Below are 17,684 nucleotides of genomic sequence, written 5' to 3'. Positions count from 1 at the left end.
CCCGGCGCCTGCTTTGACCGCAGGCAGCGCCCTTCAATTCGGGCGCAGCCGAACCGGGGTATCGACGATCAGCTTGGTCCAGTCGTCAATGAACCGGGAGCGCTGCAGCCGGTCCTGCGCGGCAAGCAAGGCCGGGCCGATCCGGATCGGCCGGCCGATCCCGGACTCCACCAGTTTTTCGGGTCCGTCGACCTCGGCCGGCAGTGCGCCGCTCCGCGAGAAGAAAAACGCTTTCTCCCGTGCCACGTCCTGTCCTCGTTCGGACAGCAGATAATCGAGGAAGCGACCGGCAAGCTCGGGGTGCTTGGCGCCCGTCGGAACCAGGGCGCCGCGGCTGAGGATCAGCGTGTAGTCGCGCGGCAGCACGATCCTGAGCTTGCCGTTACGTCGCGCCGCGGCATAGGCGTAGGAGCCGAGGATGTTGTAGCCGATATAGACGTTACCGCTGTCGAGTTCAGACAACACCGCATTGTTGCAGCAGCGCAGCACGGCTTCGGCGCGGCTGAGGCTTTCGAGCAGACGGCCGTAGGTCGTCGAGGCTTGCTGGGCATCGAGGAAGGCGAGCAGATAGCCGATGCCGGACTGGCGCAGGTCGTAGGTGCCGATGCGGCCGCGATAATAGTCCGGCTTGAAGCGCAGCAGGTCGGTGAGCTCTCCATGGGTGTGCGGCACATCCTCCGGCGGCACGAAATCCTTGTGGTAGACCATGACGGAGGGCTCGAAGGTAAAGCCGAAGACCTCGTCACGCCAGTTCGCCCAGGCCGGCACGTCGCGGGTTTCCGGCGAGACATGCGCCAGCGCACAGCCGTCGTTTGCAAGCTTCACCAACTGATCGACGGATGAAGACAGCAGGAGATCACCGAAAGGCTGCTTCAATCGGCAGGCGATGTCGGCGTCCCGATAGAGATCGTTGGTCACGTAGTCCGTATAGTCGATGGCGACATCGCGCGCCGTCTCCTGAAAATCGCGGATCAGCGGCTCCATCGCCTCGATGTCGGTCGCGCCGTTGATGACAAGCCGGCCGCGCTCGGCTTCGAGCGCCGGAAAGAACGCCCGCGTGCCCTCGACCGCCCCGGCCGGGCTGGCAAAGCCAAGGACCGCAACAAGTGCGATCGGTCGAAGTTGCCGCCACATCCTCATGTTCCCTCCCGATAAAGGGGAACATCGAGAATGACCGTGAAGTCGCGCGCGCCTTTCTCCAGAAACCGAACTGTGCCGCGATGCGCCACCGCCACCTCCGCCGCGATTGCAAAGCCGAGCCCCATGCTTCCCTCTCCCGTCTTGGAACTGACGAACCGCGTCGTGACCGCCGCCCATTCTGCTGGCGGAATGCCGGGACCGTCGTCGGCGACCTCCACCAGGGCCCGGTCATCCTCGCGCCTCACGCGCACGGCCAGCCGTTGCTCGACACCATGCTGCAGCGCGTTGTCGATGATATTGGCTATCGCCTCACGCAAGCTCACCGCATCGCCGCGCACGAAGACCGGCTCGGCACTGTCCTCGAAGGAAACGACGACGTCCGGGTCGACTGTAATCGGCACCGTCGAGCGGAAAGCCTTCCGGGCGATATCGCCAAGGTCGACGGGCTTGAAGCGCACGGAATCGGACCGGTGGATGACCATGGCATGGCTGAGCAACTGGTTGGTGAGGCGCGCCAGCTGGCTGACGCGGTCCCGCACGCGCCCGAGATGCCGCTTGCGGTTGACGTCGAGGTCGTCGTCTTCGAGCATGTCGACCTGTGCCGAAAGGGCCGTCAGCGGCGTGCGTATCTGATGCGCCGCATCGGCGATGAAGCGCTGAAGCAAGGTGACGCGCTCGTCGAGGCGGCCCATGAAGTGATTGATCGACCCGACGAAAGGCTTGAGCTCCCTGGGCATTTCGGCCTCGACGGGGGTCAGATCCTGCGGATCGCGGGCACGCAGCGTCGCGGCAAGGGCATCGACGGGCAGCAGTGAATAACGGATGGCAAGCACGGTGCCGGCAAGCGCAAGCAGGCTCATGATGCCGACGAGGATCATGGCGCGGGTCGTCAATTCCCCAGCAAGCCCGCGCCGCGCTTCGGTCGTCTGCGCCATGACCACATAGGCCCAGCCAGAAAAGGACGGATCCGAAAGCGCCCGCGAGACCACGGCCACGCGGACCGGCACGTTGCGATATTCCGTCGTCAGGAACACCGGGCCGGCCCGCGCCGCGGTGACGTCGACGCCGGTGTCGAGATCGTCGTAGCCGGTCAAGGTTCGGCCGTCGGGGCCAACCACGCGATAGAAAATGCGGTCGCGCTCGGCAAGGCCAAGCAACTCGAAGGCCGACGACGGAAGCGTTACACCCAGATTGCCCGCATCCACAGTCATGTTCGCGGTGATCTGGATCGCCGCCCCGAGGAGCAGCCGGTCATAGGCATCGTCGGCGGCCGCGCGGGCATAGTACCAGGCGGCGGCGGAAAGCAGCGTCGCACCACCACAAAGCACCAGCGCCACGCGCAGCACGAGCCGCCAGAAGAGCGAGGTTTCACGCCGCTTCATCGGCCACCAGTTGATAGCCGAGACCGCGGATGGTGACGATGCGTACCGACGAGCCCTCGATCTTCTTGCGCAGCCTTCCGACATAGAGTTCGACGGCGTTGTGGTTGACGTTTTCGTCGAAACCGAAGAGCCGATCGAGCAGTTCGTCCTTGCTGAAAACCCGGCCCGGCCGGGCGGCCAGCACTTCGAGAAGCGTGATCTCGCGCCGCTTGAGCTGGACCTCGCGGTTGCCGACCCGCACCGAGCGGCTGTTGCGATCGAGCACCAGATCGCCGCACTCGATGAGGTTGGTCGGGTCGCCCTGGCGGCGGCGCAGGAGCACGCGCGTGCGCGCTTCGAGCTCGCGGAAATCGAACGGCTTGACGAGATAGTCGTCGGCGCCAAGGTCCAGCGCGCCGACCCGGTCCTCGATTTCAGAACGCGCCGTCAGTACCAGCACCGGCGTCGTCTTTTTCCGGGCGCGCAGATGGCGCAGGATCTCAAACCCGTCGAGCCCCGGCAACATGACGTCGAGGATCACGAGATCATAGTCGGTAAATTCGAGTATGTCGGCGGCGGCTTGACCGTCCGTCTGCCAATCGACGGTGTGCCCGACCTTTTCCAGTCGCCGGCTGATTGCCTCCCCGACATCCCTCGTGTCCTCCACCAGAAAGATGCGCATGGGCAAGCAGTGACACGGAAGATTTCACCGATCAACCCGACGGATCTGACCGCTTTCGTGACAGCGTGGTGACAGGTTCGCGGAGGAAAGAGGACTGCCTGATCGCGACAACGGGAGATGCGGCCAGGGTCTGGAGGACAATCATCGCCGAGGCATTTTCAGGCGGCCGCCACGCGGTCCGTCGATGCGGGTCGATGCCGTCCGGATCCTGGATGTCACGGTGGAGGCAGGCGCGCGATAGCGCCTTTGAAAGAAGACCTCATGGATGGGAGAGAGACCATGACCCGAACCTTTGTGAAGACCCTTCTGGCGGCCGGCTTTTTCGCCGCCGTGGCATCGCCCGCCGGTGCGGAGCCGTCGAAGCCCGAGTGCCTGGCCGGCGCCAAGCCCGGCGGCGGCTTCGACCTGACCTGCCGGCTTGCCGCCAATGCGCTGCTCGAAGCCAAGATCATCGGCAAGCCGATGGCCGTTACCTACATGGAAGGCGGCGTCGGTGCGGTTGCCTATAACCACGTCATCGGCAAGCGCGGCGCCGACAGCAACCTGATCACCGCTGCTTCCTCCGGCTCGGCGCTCCTGATCGCCCAGGGCAAGTTCGGGCAATATGACGAAACCGCCGTGCGCTGGCTCGGCGCGCTCGGCGCCGACTACGGCGTGCTCGTGGTCGCCGCGGATTCCCCCTACAAGAGCCTCGGCGAGCTGATCGCCGCCTACAAGGCAAGCCCGACCGACTTCTCGGTCGCCGGCGGCGGCGCTGTCGGCTCGCAGGACTGGATGAAGGGCTCGCTCTTGGCAAAGGCTGCGGGACAGGAGCCGAAGCAGATGCGCTACGTCGCGCTTGAAGGCGGCGGCGCAGTACTGACGGCGCTCGAAGGCGGCCACGTCAAGGTCGGTGCCGGCGATGCGGCGGAAATGTCCAAGCACCATGCGGCCGGCAAGGTCCGCGTGCTCGCGGTCATGGCGCCCGATCGCCTGCCGGGCGAACTCGCCAAAGTGCCGACCGCCAGGGAACAGGGCGTCGACATCGAATGGCCGGTCTGGCGCGGCTACTACGTCGGCAAGGACGTCTCCGACGCCGACTACAAATGGTGGGCCGATGCCTTCACCAAGCTCGCCGCAACGCCGGAATTCGTGAAGGAGCGCGAGGCGCGCGGCCTCTACGAATACACCCAGGTGGGCGACGCCTTCGACCAGCAGGTCAAGGCGGACGTGGCACGCTTCAAGATCATCGCCAAGGAAGCCGGCATGTAAGCCGGACGGTGGAGCGGGACAGTCTCCCGCTCCGCTTGTTTGCCACCACTTTACGGGCTCCCTGCCGATCGTCTCATCCGGCCGGATTGAAGACCCGTTCCCTGGCGTAAACATCTGGAACAGAACCATGTCAGACACCACTTCCTCATCCTCCCGCATCGGCAGGGTCGGCGGGCTCTTGATGCTCGCGCTGGCGATTGCCTATGGCATCGGCGGCAGCCAGATCGAATATGCCTTCGCCTCGGACCCGCTCGGTCCACGCGTCGTGCCGGTGCTGCTCGCCATCACCCTCGCGGTGCTTTGCCTCTTCTACCTGAAAAGCCCCGGAACGACCGAAGCCTTTCCGCAGGGGCGGCTTCTCGTGAAGATCATTGCAGTACCGCTCCTGCTTCTTGCATCGGCACTGCTTCTGGAGCCCGCCGGCTTCGCCGCCTCGATCTTCCTGCTGACCTTCGGCGTCGGCTGGATCTTCGGCGCGCCGCTGCGTCTCGCGCTGATTGGCGGCGTCGGGCAAGCCGCCCTCTGGTGGTTCGTCTTTTCCTACCTGCTCGACGTCTATCTGCCCGCCGGCCGGCTGTTTGGCTGATCCGCCGGTTATGGAGTGATCTCAATGAATCTCGATTATCTCTGGAACGGTTTTACCGTCGCCCTCACCCTGCAGAACCTGCTCATCGGTCTTGCAGGCTGCTTCATCGGCACCCTGGTCGGCGCGCTACCGGCGATCGGGCCGATCAACGGCATCGCGCTGCTGATCCCGATCGCCTATACGATGGGCCTGCCGGCCGAAAGCACCATGATCCTGCTCGCCGCCGTCTATTGCGGGGCCGAATATGGCGGCCGCATTTCCTCGATCCTTCTGAACGTGCCGGGCGATGCCGGCGCGGTCATGACGGCGCTCGACGGCAACCCGATGGCCCGCCAGGGCCGCGCCGGCGAAGCGTTGATGCTCTCCGGCCTCTCCTCCTTCGTCGGCGGGGTCTTCGGCGCCGTCGGGCTGGCGCTGTTCGCACCGCTGCTTGCGGGCCTCGCCATCGGCTTCGGCCCGGCCGAATACTTCGTGCTGATGGTGTTCGCCTTCGCGACCCTCGGTTCCATGGTCGGTAGCCAGCCGGTAAAGACGCTGATCGGCTGCACGCTCGGCCTGATGCTTGCGACCGTCGGGCTCGACGCCACCTCCGGCGCCTATCGCTTCACCTTCAACGAGCCGGAACTCGGCGACGGCATCGAATTCGTCGTGCTGGTCATCGGTCTCTTCTCGGTATCCGAGGCGCTGCTGATCCTCGAACACCAGGCAAGCGGCGTCACGGTCATCCGCGAACTCGGCCGCATGACCGCCCGCCTCGACGATATCCGCAAATCGATCGGTGCCACGCTGCGTGGTTCGGTCATCGGCTTCATCGTTGGCGTGTTGCCGGGCACCGGCGCATCGGTTTCGAGCGCCGTTTCCTACACCACGGAGAAGCGCATCTCCGACAGCGAAGGCACCTTCGGCAAGGGCGACGTACGAGGTCTCACTGCCCCTGAGGCTGCCAACAACGCCACCGCCTGCGGCGCCTTCGTACCGATGCTGACGCTCGGCGTGCCCGGCTCCGGCACGACCGCCGTCATGCTCGGCGCATTGATGCTCTACAACATCCAGCCGGGTCCGATGCTGATTACCGAGCGGCCGGAAGTGGTCGGCGGTCTCGTCGCATCGCTCTTCATCGGCAACGTACTCTTGCTTCTCCTCAACCTGCCGCTCGTCAACATCTTCGCCCGCGTCTTGACGGTACCGAACTGGCTGCTGGTTCCGGGCATCCTCGTGCTGTCGGTTGTCGGCGTCTATTCCACCCACGCCTCGGTTTTCTCGATCCTCCTGATGCTCGGCATCGGCATCATCGGCTGGCTGCTTCGAAAGGCCGGCTTCGACATGGCGCCGATCATCCTCGGTTTCGTGCTCGGCCATGTGATGGAGGTGAACCTGCGCAATGCGCTGGCGATCAGCGGCGGCGATATCTCGATCCTGTTCCAGAGCAAGATCTCGATCATTCTCTGGATCCTGGCGGGCGCCATGGCCGTGATGCCACTCGTCGCCGGCTGGAGGCGGACGAAGGTCGTCAAGACCGCCACCAGCTAGCTGATCCCTCTCTCTGTCGGCTGCTTGGACAGCGGCGCGCGAGCCCATGGCGGCGCGCCGCTGTCGTCGTTTTGAGCGGCATTCAGACTATAAATCTAATATAGACTTTTATGTCTACGCGTGATTTAAGGATTGCTATCGAGGAAGAGGAACGCCGTGACCCCAGAACTCCGCCCCTATTGCCTGGTCTGCGACGCGATCGCCTTGCTGTTCCAGCCCTATGCCGAGGTCGTGCTGCACGATCTGGCGACTGAAACCGTCGTCCATATCGCTGGCAACTTCTCCAAGCGCGAGATCGGTGAAGCTTCGCTGCTGAGCGAAATCGGGTTCAGCCAAGGCGAAGCGATCATCGGCCCCTACGAGAAGGTCAATTGGGACGGACGCTCGATCAAGGCGATCAGCGCCGTGCTGCGAAACGCGGACGGCAAGGCGATCGGCGTGCTCTGCATCAATGCCGATGTCTCCGACTTTCATGCGGCACTCAGGACGCTCAACGCGCTCGTCCGCGTTCCCGTCGACGCGGACAAGCCCGAGAGCCTGTTCAAGGAAGACTGGCACGAGCGCGTCAACGAATATGTCCAGCAATGGACCGTGGCGCGCGGGCTGACAGTCTCGAGCCTGAGCCGCAACGACAAGCAGGCGCTGGTGATCGCCCTTTCTGCTGATGGCGCCTTCGGCGGCAAGAATGCCGCCTCCTACATCTCGCGCATCCTCGGCATGGGCCGGGCGACCGTCTACAAATATCTGAGCCAGGGGAGCGCGCCATGATCGTCATCGATCGAGAAAGGCTGGCCGAGCTGCCGTTGCTGACGCTCGCGGCACCGGCCATCCGCGACGCCTATATCGCCGTCACCGACGGTCGCGCCAATCTGCCGCCGGTCGGCTATCTGCCGCTTCCCGGTCGGAATGCGGATTGCCACATCAAATACGGCTACATCGAAGGCGATCCGATCTTCGTCGTGAAGATCGCCTCCGGCTTCTACGACAATCCGGCCAAGGGACTGCCGTCGAGCACCGGCATGATGGTTGCGGTCTCCGCAGAGACCGGCGACGTGGTGGCCGTGCTCGACGACAAGGGTCTCCTCACCGATCTTCGCACCGGTCTCGGCGGTGCGATCGCGACCACGGCGCTCTGGCGCAAGGACGCCTGCTCGATCGGGATCGTCGGCGCCGGCACGCAGGCGCGCATCCAGATCCGGGCGCTCGCCTCCCTCTCGAATCGTCCATTGCGGTTCACGGTCTGGGGGCGATCAATGGAACGGGCGAACGCCGTGCTTGCCGACCTCGCGGACCTCGGCCTTCCCATCGCTGCGACAACCGATCTCGAAGCGCTCTGCCGCCAGTCCGATGCGATCGTAACCACGACGCCATCGAAGGAGCCGCTGATCCGATCGGCCTGGATCGGGCCTGGCACCCATATCACCGCCATGGGCGCGGACGCACCCGGCAAGCAGGAGCTCGAAACTGCCCTCGTTGCCCGCGCCGACCGCCTCTTTGTCGATCTCGCCGAGCAATGCCTGGACCACGGGGAATTTTCTGCAGCGGATCGGGCCGTGGTGATCCAGGAGGAACGCTGTGTCGCCCTCGGCGCGGTCCTTTCCGGTGCGGCCGAAGGTCGACGTTCGGACAACGACATCACCATCGCCGACCTGACAGGGATCGCGACGCAGGACATCGCCATTGCCCGCACGGTGCTCGATGAACTCGGCTTGCTCGGCCGTTCGCAAGGAACAACCGCATGACCAAAGACGTCTTCGAAACGGCCGCGCGCGCTGTCCGCGCACGCCAGCGCATCCGCCCCTTCATCTACGAGACGCCACTGATCCCGTCGCGCGCGATCGGTCCGCAGACAGCCTCGACGGTACTGTTGAAGGCGGAAAACCTGCAGCTGACCGGCTCCTTCAAGATCCGGGGGGCTGCGAGCAAGATGACCTCGCTGCCAAGGGACCAGCAGGTGATCACTGCCTCCTCCGGCAATCACGGCATCGGTTCTGCCCATGCGGCAAGCGCGATCGGCCAGAAGCTGACGGTGGTGCTGCCCGAGATTGTCAAGCCGGCGAAGCTGGAGCGCATCCGCGCCTACGGCGTCGAGGTCGTCCTTCACGGTTCCGAAACCGGGCTTGCCGAACAGCATGCGCAGCAGCTGGCCGCGACCGAAAAGCTCGGCTACGTCTCGCCCTACAACGACCCGGAAATCATCGCCGGCCAGGGCACGATCGCACTTGAACTCCTTGAGCAAGGCGAACGCATCGACAATGTCTTCATCGCCATGGGCGGCGGCGGACTGATCAGCGGCATCGGCTCGGTGCTGAAGAGTTTCCGCCCGCATACTCGCGTCATCGGCGTGTCCGCTGCAAATTCGGCAGCGCTTGCGGCCTCGATAAGGGCCGGCCGGGTGGTCGAAACCGAACACCTCGAAACGCTCGCCGATGCCGTTGCCGGCGGTCTCGACGAAGACAGCGTGACCCTCCCATTGTCGATGGCCGTGGTCGATGAGGTCGTGACCTGCTCGGAAGCAGAGATCGCGGCCGCAATGCGGGACCTGCTGCTCGACGAGCATATGCTGGTAGAGGGGGCGGCAGCTCTCGCACTTGCCGGCTTCCGGCAGATCGCGGCGAGGTGCACCGGCCAGACCAACGTCATCCTGCTTTGTGGCGGCAATGTCGACGGCGCCAGCGCGCTGCCTTCGTTGCTGGGCTAGAGACGCCGCTGCATGGCGCTGCCCCGCCTCGCCTCTAGAGGCTGACGCGCTCCACGTAGTAGCGCGGGATCTTCACCCGGTCCCGGTCGCGGTAGAAGTCGATGCAGAAGTCGACGAAGGCCTTGAACCGCTTCGAGACGTGCCGGCGGCGCGAATAGATGAGGTTGATCGCCGTCTGCGGCGAGCGCCAGTCCGATAGCACCGGCTCCAGCAGGCCGGCTTGCCGCTCGGTCTCGACGAAAAAGTCGGGCAGATAGGCGATGCCCTCACCGGCGACGGCGAAATACTTGATCGTCCAGTAGTCGTTGGTTGTGCAGGTCGCCGTCGGCAGCAGGTCCACCTCGTCTTCGCCTGGCTGTGTCAGATACCAGGACTGCAGCCGCGTCGGCTGGCGGAAGACGAGGCCGCGGTGGCCGGCAAGCGCATCCGGATTATCCGGCTGGCCATGGCGGGCGATGTATTGCGGGCTGGCGAAGAGGCCATAAGACGAGACCGAAAGTCTGCGGCTGATGTAGTCGACATCGGACGGCTCGCCCCAATGGAAGATACCGTCGAGCGCCTGTTCGGTGACGTCGGAGAATGGCTGGCGCGAGGACAGGAACACAACGTCGAGATTGACCTGCGGATATTGCTGGCGAAAGGCATAGAGCAGTTCCGAGGTGATCGTCGTGCCGAACTCGCCGGTCGAGCCCACGCGCAGGGTGCCCGCCACCTCCTGGCGCATCTCCGCCATCGCCGTTGCCGCATCGTCGCAATTCGACTGAATGAGCCGGGCGTAGCGCAGGAACTCCGCGCCCGCGTCGGTCACATGCAACTGATGACCCTCGCGCACGAAGAGCTCGATGCCGAACTCATCCTCCAATTGCCGGATCTTGTGGCTGAGTGTTGATTTCGGCAGGCGATGGCGCCTGGAAGCCGCTGAAATCGAACGGGAATCCGCAACTTTCACGAAACAGTCTATGAGCGAAAGATCCATATTTCGTCCAAAATCTTGCACGATATGTCCAGAGGATAGCCTATTTCGGCCCATTGTGTAAACGACTGGGAATTGGGAATATTCACTGGAGCTAAGGGAGAAGAGGTTCCAGTGAGCGATATCAGAGAATTCATTCGCGCCGCATCCGGCACCGGCGGCAAGGCAACGTTGGCGATCCGCGGCGGTCGCCTGGTCAACGTCGTTTCGGAAGAGATCTATCAGGCCGACGTCGCGATCTATGGCGAACGCATCATCGCCGTCGGCGACATCACCGACTATATCGGGCCAGAGACCAGGATCGTCGATGCCACCGGCAAATACCTGGCACCCGGCATGATCGACGGGCATCTGCATGTCGAATGCTCGAAGATGTCGCTGACGAGCTTTGCCAAGGCCGTCGTGCCGCTCGGCACCACCTCGATCGTCACCGGCCTCGACCAGATCATCGTCGTCGGCGGCCCGGCCGCGGCGCGCGAGTTCCTCGACGAGGCAAAACAGACGCCACTCAAGGTCTTCTGGGGCGCGCCGTGCAAGACGCCCTACACCATGCCGCGCTCGACCGTCGGCCACTATTTCAGCCCGGCCGACCACCAGGCGACGCACCACTGGCCGGAATGCGTCGGCATATGGGAAACCGTGCGCGAGTTCATCCAGGAGGAGGACGCCGACGTGCTCGCGGCGCTCGAACTCGCCGAAAAGAGCCGCCTGCCGGTTCTCGGCTGCTGCCCGATGACCCGTGGCGCGCGGCTCAACGGCTACCAGCAGTCCGGCGTTCGCGCCGACCACGAGAGCTACACGCCGGAAGAAATGCTCGAAAAGCTGCGCGCCGGCATGCATGTCGTTGTACGAGAATCCTCGATCTCGCACTTCCTCGCCGACAACCTGCGCATCGTCACGGAAATGGGCGTTAAGGCGCTGCGCCGCATCAGCTTCTGCACCGATGACGTGGTAGCAAGCGACATCCTCAAGCGCGGCCATCTCGACAACATGGTGCGCATGGCGATCGCCATGGGCATTTCGCCGATGGCGGCGATCCAGATGGCGACGATCAACGGCGCCGATGCGCTCCGCATCGACGACAAGGTCGGCTCGATCTCGCCCGGCCGCGCGGCCGACATCCTGCTCGTCGACGACCTGCGCAACTTCACCATCGAAACCGTCGTCGCCAAGGGTGAAGTCGTCGCCCGCAACGGCAAGATGGCGATCGAACTGATCCCGCCGCAGCGCAGCGTCGCACTTCTGAACTCGGTGAAGGTCGCACCGCTTCAGCCCGGCGATCTCAAGGTCGCCTATCACGGCGCCGGCGAGACGGCAGACGCCATGGCGATCGCCGTCACCCCGGAAAAGATCTTCGTGCGCACTCGCCGCGACGTGACGCTTGCGGTCAAGGACGGCCAGGTGCTCGCAGATCCCGCACGGGACGTGCAATACGTCACCGTCGTCGAACGCTACGGCAAGACGAGCAACCGTCCGGTCGCCTTTGCCTCCGGCTTCGGCCTCAAGCAAGGCGCGATCGCCAGCTCCACTGCGCCCGATGACAACAACATCATCTGCATCGGCGCCGATCTCGAGGATATGCGTATCGCCATCAACCACCTGATCGCCAACCATGGCGGCCAGGTCGTGGTCAGGAACGGCAAGGTCGAAGCCTTCCTGCACCTGCCGATCGGCGGCATCGTTTCCGACATCGAGCCGGCCGAGATGGCAGCGCTGGAAGACCAGCTCGACGACGCGGCCCGCGCCCTCGGCTGCCCGCTGCCCTGGCCCTTCATGTACATGTTCGTGTTGCAGATCACGGCGATCCCGGAATATGCGATCACCGATCTCGGTGTCGTCGACTGCGTCGGGCTGAAGGTGATCTCGCCGTTTTCGCCCGCCGGTGGGGACGAGCGCGCCGTCGCTGCGGAATGATGCCTTGGAAGGGGGCCGGTCATGCCGGCCCCCTTCTTCGTTCAAAAAAGGGGAACAAGATGAACTATCAGAACAAGTCCGTGGAGGCGGCACCAAGCCCGGAGACATCCTGGCTCGCAGCGCTGCTCGACCGCTACTTCCAGATTTCGCGGCTCGGCTCGACCGTCCGCACCGAGATCCTCGCAGGCCTCACCACCTTCCTCGCCGCCTCCTACGTCATCGTCGTCAATCCCTCAATCCTGGCGCATGCCGGCATTCCGTTTTCGGCCGGCGTGACGGCGACGGTGCTCGTCAGCTTCATCGGCAGCTGCGCCATGGGGCTCTATGCGCGTAGCCCCATTCTGGTGGCGCCGGGCATGGGCATCAACGCGCTCTTTGCCTACACCATGGTGGTCGGCGCCAAAGTGCCGCTCGAGGTCGCGCTTGGCTGCGTCTTCTGGGCCGGCGTGCTCTTTACCGTCATGGCGTTCTTCAATCTGCGCCAGACGATCATCGAGGCGATCCCTGTCGATCTGCGCTATGGCATCGCCTGCGGCATCGGCCTCTTCATCGCGCTGATCGGCCTGGAAAACGCCAAGTTCATCGTCGCCAACCCCGACACGATCGTTGGTCTCACGCAGTTCAACCCGGTCACCCTCACCTTCATCGCCGGCTTCGTGCTCACGGTGGCGCTGGTGGTGCGGCGGGTTCCGGGCGCGATGATGGCCGGCATGATCCTCACCACTATTCTCTCGATCCCGATCGGTCGCTGGTGGGGCGACGGCAGCGCGTTTTGGCCGGAGACGCCGGATGTGCACACGCTGGTCAACTGGAGCGGTTTCTCCGCTGCACCGGATTTCAGCTTCGTCGGCCAGATCGATCTCCTGGGCGCGCTGAACCTGATCTACCTGCCCTTCATCTTTGTCTTCCTGTTCACCAACTTCATCGAGGCGCTCTCGACCTTCCTTGGCCTTGCGGAAGCGGCAGACCTCAAGGATGAAAACGGCATGCCCCGCAACATCCGGGAATCGATGCATGTCGACGCCATCGCGGCACTGATTTCCGCACCGCTCGGCACCAGCCCGGCGACCGTCTATCTCGAATCCGGCGCCGGCATCCAGCAGGGTGGACGCACCGGTCTCGTCGCGCTGGTCGCGGGTCTGCTCTTCGTGCCCTTCCTGTTTTTGTCGCCGCTGCTTTCTCTGGTGCCGGCGGTTGCAACCGCACCGGTGCTGATCCTCACCGGCCTCTTCATGTCCGAGCCTATCAGCAACATCCGCTGGAGCGCGCTCGACGAGGCGATCCCGGCCTTCCTTGCGATCGTATTAATCCCGCTCACCTTCTCGATCACGCTCGGCCTGTCGCTTGCGATCATCGCCTATGTGCTGATCAAGCTGGTCTGCGGCCGGGCTGGCGATGTAAGACCGGTCATGTGGTTCGTGGCACTGCTCGCCGCAGCGCTCGTCGCCCAGACCCAGTAACCGCCAGAAAATCCGACGGCGCCCTTAATGCAAGGGCGCCGACATCGCCCATCCGAAGGAAACAGTCATGCTTCAATCCTGGTCGAAGACCGCACCCGAACTGGTCGACGTCGCCATGGGCCGCAAGCCCGCCGATCTCGTGATCCGCAACGGCAAATGGGTCAACGTCTACTCCGGCGAAATCATCCCCGGCACCGATATCGCCGTCAAAGCCGGCCGCTTCGCCTATGTCGGTCCGGATGCCAGCCACACGATCGGCGAAGGCACCAAGGTCGTCGACGCCGCCGGGCGCTATCTTGTTCCCGGCCTCTGCGACGCGCACATGCATGTGGAGAGCGGCCTCGTCACCGTCACCGAATTTGCCCGCGCGGTCATTCCGCACGGCACCACCACCATGTTCATCGACCCGCACGAAATCGCCAATGTGCTCGGCCTCGACGGCGTCCGGCTGATGAACGAGGAAGCCCAGAGCCTGCCGATCAACGTGCTGGTCCAGGTACCAAGCTGCGTGCCGAGCGCCCCGGGTCTTGAAACTGCCGGCGCCGAGCTTTCAGCACAGGATGTCGCCGAGGCGCTTGCCTGGCCGAACGTCATCGGTCTCGGCGAGATGATGAATTTCCCCGGCGTTGCCGGAAACGATCCGAAGATGATGGCCGAGATCGCCGCCACCCAGGATGCGCGGCTGACCGTCGGCGGGCACTATGCCTCGCCGCATCTCGGCCGCGAGTTCCACGCCTATGCCGCCGGCGGACCGGCCGACGACCATGAAGGCACGACGGTCGACGACGCAATCGCCCGTGTGCGCCAGGGCATGCGCGCCATGTTGCGCCTCGGCTCCGCCTGGTACGACGTTGCCGCGCAGATCAAGGCCGTCACCGAATCCGGCCTCGACCCGCGCAACTTCCTGCTCTGCACCGACGACAGCCACTCCGGCACGCTGGTTCACGACGGACACATGAACCGCGTCGTGCGCCATGCCATCGCTCAAGGTCTGAAACCCGTGACCGCGATCCAGATGGCGACGCTCAACACCGCCCAGCATTTCGGCCTGGAGCGCGAAATCGGCTCGATCGCACCGGGTCGCCGGGCAGACCTGATCGTCACCTCGGACCTCGCCGCGCTGCCGATCGAAATGGTCTTTGCCCGCGGCGAGCTGATGGCCGAGAACGGCACACTCGCGCGCGATATCCCGGCCTATGTCTACCCGGAAAGCGCCCGCAACACCGTCCACCTTGGCCGGTTACTGGCCGCCGCGGATTTCGACATCCCATCCAACGCACGGGCGACGCGCGCGCGGGTCAACGTCATCGGCGTCGTCGAGAACCAGGCGCCGACGCGGGCGCTTCAGGCCGAGGTGGCGATCGAGAACGGCCTCGTGCAGATGGACCGGGCCAACGACGTCTGCCAGATCGCGCTCGTCGAGCGCCACCGCGGCACCGGCGACGTGGTCAACGCCTTCGTCTCCGGCTTCGGCTATGACAGCGATTGCGCCATGGCGAGCACGGTCGCCCATGACAGCCACCATATGATCGTCGTCGGCACGAACAAGGCGGACATGGCCAAGGCCGCCAACCGCCTGCACGAGGTCGGCGGCGGCATCGTCGTCATCAAGGAAGGCCGCGAACTGGCCCTGGTCGAGCTGCCCGTCGCCGGCCTGATGTCGGATCAGCGAGCGGAGATCGTCGCCGAGAAAGCGGCCGCCATCGTCGAGGCCATGCGCGACTGTGGCTGCCGGCTGAACAACGCCTATATGCAGCACTCGCTGCTGGCGCTCGTCGTCATTCCGGAACTGCGAATTTCCGACAAGGGCCTGATCGACGTCCGGACCTTCCAGAAGACCGACGTGATTCTGAGCACGCACTGAGCTTAATAGCGATTGGCCACCGGCAACCCGGTGGCCAACCCGCCCGTGGTTCTTAATTCCGGGTGATCGCGGGATGGGTCAAGCCACATAATCCCCTGAAAACTTCCTTTATGGTTAACCGATACTTAAGCGGAGCCCAACGGCCCCGTTGCCCAGGCGTATCTGCCGTTTGCTTAACCGCGACCGGCCGCAGTAGACGCCCGAAACCCCTGCTGATATGGCGTCCCACAATGGGACATGCGTGTAGGCGGAGCCGAAACGCCCACAGCTGTTCCGCCCCAAATTGCATGCAATGATGGCAAATGATACAAGAGGAAGCTTATATACAACCGTGTGGGGCAAAGAATATCGAGCAGCGCTCGCCATGCTCCGAAGCGAGGTTTCCACAGGTAAGATCGCAGGCAGCCTATTGGCATTGACCCGGGCGGGCGACGCGGTAGCTTTGCAGAAGGACGAGCCGAACCGGAGCGCCGCTGGAGCGGGCTTTTATATTCTTCCGGCGCGTTCGAAACAGAGAGGGAAAGGCAAGCATGCCGGACACTGATGCAACCTTGTCTGCTTCAGCTTCAGTGCAGGATCCCGTTGCGGCTCATATGGACGAGGTTCTCTCGTTCTATGACGAGGCCTTTCATCTGACCAGCGCCTCGCCGGCGCTGCAGGAAACCTACGAAGTCGGCACGCTCGTCGATGCCACCCTGTGGCATCTGTATCCCGAATTGCTTGCGCCCGTTTCCAAGGCGGCGGTGGAATCCGTCATCGCTTACGGCGTGCCGCGCAGCGTCGAGGTGGTCGACGCCGCCACCAAGTCGCGGCGCACGCTGCTCGTCTTTCGCGCCATGCGTGGCATCGGCGTGCTCGAAACCAGCGGCCGCGCGACCCGCCGCGAGATCGGCAGCCATGGCGAAAGCGAACGCGCGCTGCTGTTGCACCAGGCGACCCACGACGTGCTGACCGGCCTGCCCAACCGGCGGCAGTTCAGCGACGACCTGCAGAGCATCCTGCCGACATCCGGCGAGAAGCTTGCGCTGATGCAGATCGACCTCGACGATTTCAAGCCGGTCAACGACACGCTGGGCCACGGCGCCGGCGACGCCGTCCTCAAGATGGCGGCCGAGCGCATTCGCGGCGCCCTTCGCGACGGCGAAGTCGCCTATCGCCTGGCCGGCGACGAATTCGCCGTCATCCAGCGTCAAAGCGACCAGCCGGCGGACGCCGAGTATCTCGCCGAGGCACTGATCGAGGCGTTCAGCGAACCTTTCACGATCGACGGCATTTCCGTCTTCGTCGGCGCCAGCATCGGCATTGCCATTGCGCCGAACGACGGAAACGACATCGAGCAACTGATGAAGGCGGCGGACATTGCGCTCTATGCCGCCAAGAAGGATGGACGAGGCCGGGCAAAGACCTTCAGCCGTTCCATGCTGATCGTGCTGGAACAGCGCGAGATGCTGCGCCGCAGTCTGCGCACCGCGCTGCAGGACAAGCAGTTTTCAATCGAATACCAGCCACTCGTCGAGCCGCCATTTTCGATCGTCGGCTTCGAGGCGCTGGTGCGCTGGCATCATCCGCTGGTCGGCACGATCCCGCCCAACGTCTTCATCCCGATGGCGGAAGCCGACGGCCTGATGAACGAGATCGGCCAATGGGTGCTGGAGGAGGCCTGCCGGCAGGCTGCCACCTGGCCGTCGCATTTCACCGTCGCCGTCAACCTGTCGCCGGCGGAGTTCCTGCGCGAGGGCCTGACGGACCGGATCGCCCAGGCGCTCGACATGGCGGGACTGAGGGCCGACCGGCTGGAGCTGGAAGTCACCGAATCGGTGCTGCTTGAACGCACGACCAACAATCTCGACACGCTGAACACCCTCAACGTGCTCGGCATCCAGATCTCGCTCGACGATTTCGGCACCTTCTATTCGTCGCTCAGCTACCTCAAGAACTTCCCCTTCGATACGATCAAGATCGACCGCTATTTCATCAAGGATCTGGAGAGCGACGAAAAGAGCCAGACGATCGTCCGGTCGATCATCGCCCTTGCCCACGGTCTCGGCATGCGCGTGACCGCCGAGGGCGTCGAGACGATCGGGCAGGCCGTCTGGCTTCGAAAAGAGGGTTGCGACCGTCTGCAGGGTTATTTCCTGGGCATGCCCATGCCGGCGGACGCGATCGGCGCCTATCTTCGCCGCTCATCGGCAATGGCGACGCTGTAGCCCCCGCATCTGTGC

The 17,684-nt window shown here is 64.1% G+C and carries 14 protein-coding genes; 10 read left to right on the top strand and 4 right to left on the bottom strand.

Annotated elements, in window-relative coordinates:
- Positions 1–33: 33 nt before the first annotated feature.
- From IB263_RS30225 to IB263_RS30215, 3 genes are read right to left on the bottom strand one after another with little or no spacing between them, the layout of a single operon-like run.
- Positions 34–1,134, bottom strand: a complete 1,101-nt coding sequence (locus IB263_RS30225) for an ABC transporter substrate-binding protein (protein WP_113504345.1) — start codon at positions 1,132–1,134, stop codon at positions 34–36.
- 2 nt (positions 1,135–1,136) lie between these two features.
- A complete protein-coding gene (locus IB263_RS30220; RefSeq protein WP_192439420.1) occupies positions 1,137–2,522 on the bottom strand; it encodes a sensor histidine kinase in 1,386 nt (461 codons plus the stop codon).
- Positions 2,509–3,183, bottom strand: a complete 675-nt coding sequence (locus IB263_RS30215) for a response regulator transcription factor (protein WP_192439419.1) — start codon at positions 3,181–3,183, stop codon at positions 2,509–2,511. The genes IB263_RS30220 and IB263_RS30215 overlap by 14 nt, the downstream gene beginning before the upstream one ends.
- 279 nt (positions 3,184–3,462) lie before the next feature.
- Here IB263_RS30215 and IB263_RS30210 point away from each other — a divergent pair, with 279 nt between their 5' ends.
- From IB263_RS30210 to IB263_RS30185, 6 genes are all read left to right on the top strand, one after another.
- A complete protein-coding gene (locus IB263_RS30210) occupies positions 3,463–4,434 on the top strand; it encodes a tripartite tricarboxylate transporter substrate binding protein (protein WP_113504347.1) in 972 nt (323 codons plus the stop codon).
- Between the two features lie 127 nt (positions 4,435–4,561).
- Positions 4,562–5,020, top strand: coding sequence for a tripartite tricarboxylate transporter TctB family protein (locus tag IB263_RS30205; protein WP_034790226.1), 459 nt, complete (start codon positions 4,562–4,564; stop codon positions 5,018–5,020).
- A 24-nt stretch (positions 5,021–5,044) separates the two neighbouring features.
- Positions 5,045–6,550 carry a tripartite tricarboxylate transporter permease gene (locus tag IB263_RS30200; protein WP_060529152.1) on the top strand — a complete coding sequence of 502 codons (1,506 nt, stop codon included), beginning with the start codon at positions 5,045–5,047 and terminating at the stop codon, positions 6,548–6,550.
- 156 nt (positions 6,551–6,706) lie between these two features.
- Entirely contained in the window at positions 6,707–7,318 is a 612-nt protein-coding gene (locus IB263_RS30195) for a transcriptional regulator (protein WP_083523682.1), read from the top strand.
- Entirely contained in the window at positions 7,315–8,292 is a 978-nt protein-coding gene (locus tag IB263_RS30190) for an ornithine cyclodeaminase family protein (protein ID WP_060606183.1), read from the top strand. Before IB263_RS30195 ends, IB263_RS30190 begins: the two co-directional genes overlap by 4 nt.
- On the top strand, positions 8,289–9,251 hold the full coding sequence (locus IB263_RS30185; RefSeq protein WP_060606180.1) for a pyridoxal-phosphate dependent enzyme: 963 nt from the start codon (positions 8,289–8,291) through the stop codon (positions 9,249–9,251). Before IB263_RS30190 ends, IB263_RS30185 begins: the two co-directional genes overlap by 4 nt.
- A gap of 34 nt (positions 9,252–9,285) precedes the next feature.
- On the opposite strand, the gene IB263_RS30180 is transcribed toward IB263_RS30185, so the two are convergent.
- Complete coding sequence (locus IB263_RS30180; protein ID WP_060606177.1) at positions 9,286–10,227, bottom strand: LysR family transcriptional regulator; 942 nt, start codon at positions 10,225–10,227, stop codon at positions 9,286–9,288.
- Between the two features lie 111 nt (positions 10,228–10,338).
- On the opposite strand from IB263_RS30180, the gene IB263_RS30175 reads away from it, so the two are divergent.
- The 4 genes from IB263_RS30175 (at position 10,339) to IB263_RS30160 (ending at position 17,669) form a co-directional block, all read left to right on the top strand.
- Positions 10,339–12,138 carry an adenine deaminase gene (locus tag IB263_RS30175; protein ID WP_060606174.1) on the top strand — a complete coding sequence of 600 codons (1,800 nt, stop codon included), beginning with the start codon at positions 10,339–10,341 and terminating at the stop codon, positions 12,136–12,138.
- 59 nt (positions 12,139–12,197) lie between these two features.
- Positions 12,198–13,598, top strand: a complete 1,401-nt coding sequence (locus IB263_RS30170; RefSeq protein WP_060520030.1) for an NCS2 family permease — start codon at positions 12,198–12,200, stop codon at positions 13,596–13,598.
- Between the two features lie 67 nt (positions 13,599–13,665).
- Positions 13,666–15,462, top strand: a complete 1,797-nt coding sequence (gene ade / locus IB263_RS30165; RefSeq protein ID WP_060606171.1) for an adenine deaminase — start codon at positions 13,666–13,668, stop codon at positions 15,460–15,462.
- Positions 15,463–15,992: 530 nt separating this feature from the next.
- Complete coding sequence (locus tag IB263_RS30160; protein WP_060606168.1) at positions 15,993–17,669, top strand: bifunctional diguanylate cyclase/phosphodiesterase; 1,677 nt, start codon at positions 15,993–15,995, stop codon at positions 17,667–17,669.
- Positions 17,670–17,684: the final 15 nt, after the last annotated feature.

This window comes from Ensifer sp. ENS03 (assembly GCF_014852035.1).
Taxonomy (GTDB): Bacteria; Pseudomonadota; Alphaproteobacteria; order Rhizobiales; family Rhizobiaceae; genus Ensifer; species Ensifer adhaerens.
This window is presented reverse-complemented; position numbering and strand designations above follow the sequence as displayed.

What these genes read in the sequence shown, in the direction of transcription:
- IB263_RS30185 (WP_060606180.1), top strand. Translation starts at nt 8,289, where the DNA reads ATGACCAAAGACGTCTTCGAAACGGCCGCGCGCGCTGTCCGCGCACGC.
- IB263_RS30220 (WP_192439420.1), bottom strand. Translation starts at nt 2,522, where the DNA reads ATGAAGCGGCGTGAAACCTCGCTCTTCTGGCGGCTCGTGCTGCGCGTG.
- IB263_RS30210 (WP_113504347.1), top strand. Translation starts at nt 3,463, where the DNA reads ATGACCCGAACCTTTGTGAAGACCCTTCTGGCGGCCGGCTTTTTCGCC.
- ade (WP_060606171.1), top strand. Translation starts at nt 13,666, where the DNA reads ATGCTTCAATCCTGGTCGAAGACCGCACCCGAACTGGTCGACGTCGCC.
- IB263_RS30160 (WP_060606168.1), top strand. Translation starts at nt 15,993, where the DNA reads ATGCCGGACACTGATGCAACCTTGTCTGCTTCAGCTTCAGTGCAGGAT.
- IB263_RS30200 (WP_060529152.1), top strand. Translation starts at nt 5,045, where the DNA reads ATGAATCTCGATTATCTCTGGAACGGTTTTACCGTCGCCCTCACCCTG.
- IB263_RS30215 (WP_192439419.1), bottom strand. Translation starts at nt 3,183, where the DNA reads ATGCGCATCTTTCTGGTGGAGGACACGAGGGATGTCGGGGAGGCAATC.
- IB263_RS30225 (WP_113504345.1), bottom strand. Translation starts at nt 1,134, where the DNA reads ATGTGGCGGCAACTTCGACCGATCGCACTTGTTGCGGTCCTTGGCTTT.
- IB263_RS30170 (WP_060520030.1), top strand. Translation starts at nt 12,198, where the DNA reads ATGAACTATCAGAACAAGTCCGTGGAGGCGGCACCAAGCCCGGAGACA.
- IB263_RS30190 (WP_060606183.1), top strand. Translation starts at nt 7,315, where the DNA reads ATGATCGTCATCGATCGAGAAAGGCTGGCCGAGCTGCCGTTGCTGACG.
- IB263_RS30180 (WP_060606177.1), bottom strand. Translation starts at nt 10,227, where the DNA reads ATGGATCTTTCGCTCATAGACTGTTTCGTGAAAGTTGCGGATTCCCGT.
- IB263_RS30205 (WP_034790226.1), top strand. Translation starts at nt 4,562, where the DNA reads ATGTCAGACACCACTTCCTCATCCTCCCGCATCGGCAGGGTCGGCGGG.